This is a genomic window from Nostoc sp. 'Peltigera membranacea cyanobiont' 232, from assembly GCF_002245985.1.
GTDB lineage: Bacteria > Cyanobacteriota > Cyanobacteriia > Cyanobacteriales > Nostocaceae > Nostoc.
In genome coordinates this window covers 1-1,620 of the sequence record NZ_NOLK01000374.1, presented here as the reverse complement: position 1 = coordinate 1,620, position 1,620 = coordinate 1, and the positions used below count along the sequence as shown (strand labels likewise).

Sequence of the window (1,620 nt, the reverse complement as noted above, 5' to 3'; positions counted from 1 at the left end):
CCAAATAAATCTCTGTATTGAACAATTAAATAAATTCCACCTCATTTGGAAAAATAAATTCACACTCAACAGGTGATAACCAAATATGACAAATTACATTGTCATATTCTTCTGCTTCAACTATCGCTCCTGCTTCACAATACTTTTTTCCAACAAAATCAGAGTTTCTTAAGTAAAAAATTTTGGGTACTAATAATTTAGCTAACTTTAATTTACCTTCTTGTTTAGCTTGATAATAGGCTTGGGTCAGTTGTTCATTACTAGGATGATGACGCACGTAGCTCATCAATGCTTTCCACTTTTGGGGGCTGAGTCTTTCTTTTAAACTGTCAGATAAACTTGTATCACTTTGTTTTTGCTGTTCGGCTTCCCATTTATCCCATTTCACCCTTTGGATATATAACTGAACAGCTTCTTTAACAGAAATTCCATGCGTTCTCGCAATTGTCAAGACATGAGCGGCTATTTCTAGCTCTTTAATTGAGTCGGAATCCATTGAAAGTAATTACAATTCTCAGATAGTAAATCAGTTGATACTCCTATATTTACAACAAACCAGTCTACTTAGCTCTTGCACTAACAATTAAAATTGCGATTACACGACCAAATATACTAGCCTTGGCTCAAAAACTTATTTTTATATTGGCTTGTGTTGTGGAACTTTGTTAAAAATGCGCTCAGTGCGATCGCCTTACTACCGCCCACCACAGCCCTCAAGCGACCCCAACAGTTCCGTTGAAAAACCGTTCTGAAAAGGCTAAATCGGCATCGGTAACTGGAAGATTGCGCTTGAGGAGGAGCGATCAGACTTGTACACAGCAAGAGCGATCGCCTTGTGCCAAATCTGCGATTCAACATCAGATAATCCCTGCTGTCTAACAACAATGGCTTTGATGATGCGGCGGTTTCCAGTTGGGGAGTGAAGTGGGAGCAACTTCTCTAATTCTGCCAGAGAAGTTGCAAGATAAATTCGTAAACTCTCAAGTCGGAATTAGAGATTACGAATTGAGAGTTTATCTCCTCAAAATATTAATAGCTGCACCTGCTGCTGCGCCATCTAATAAATCGCCAGCCACATCTTCGCGCCCGCCAAGAATAGCGCGAACCCCGGCGCTACTTGCTGCACCGACTCCGGCATCTCTACCTAAGTTACGTTTTTTCTTACGTCCAACCAAATTGACGGCAGCACCAGCCGCAGCACACTTAGCAGCATTGCGTAAAACAGTACCACGTCTTCTAGCAGCTCCAGTTACTACACAAGTACCAGCACCAAGGGCTGCATCTCCTAAAATTCGGTCGTTAGCTGCTGCTGGTTGAAGAGGAACTAAGGAGATTGCAGTTAAACTGGCAGCCATGAAACTGGGTAGAAATGCGCGTTTGAGAATTCGATTCATAGTAGATACCTTCTTAAAAAATCAAACGACTGTTCAAAAGACTAAAAAAAATTCAATTTGTTGCAGTCATAAATTCGCTTATTTCTAGTTTAGACCTGGAGCTTAATGCTTTACATCAATCCAATCCCAAATTTCTCATCGCTTTCCACAAATTAGGTCGTCGCTTATGCTGGACTTTCCATTGGGACAACAAACTATCATAACTCTGCGGTGCTAACTCCTTCAA

3 protein-coding genes are annotated in these 1,620 nt (G+C 40.7%); all 3 read right to left on the bottom strand.

All coding sequences use genetic code 11. The features are described from left to right. Positions 1 to 25: 25 nt before the first annotated feature. Entirely contained in the window at positions 26 to 496 is a 471-nt protein-coding gene (locus CDG79_RS40425; protein WP_094347030.1) for a hypothetical protein, read from the bottom strand. A 116-nt stretch (positions 497 to 612) separates the two neighbouring features. Beyond that, positions 613 to 858: a hypothetical protein gene (locus CDG79_RS43290; RefSeq protein WP_189525323.1), complete on the bottom strand. Its 246-nt coding sequence runs from the start codon at positions 856 to 858 to the stop codon at positions 613 to 615. 155 nt (positions 859 to 1,013) lie between these two features. Next, positions 1,014 to 1,394, bottom strand: a complete 381-nt coding sequence (locus CDG79_RS40420) for a hypothetical protein (protein ID WP_094347029.1) — start codon at positions 1,392 to 1,394, stop codon at positions 1,014 to 1,016. Positions 1,395 to 1,620: the final 226 nt, after the last annotated feature.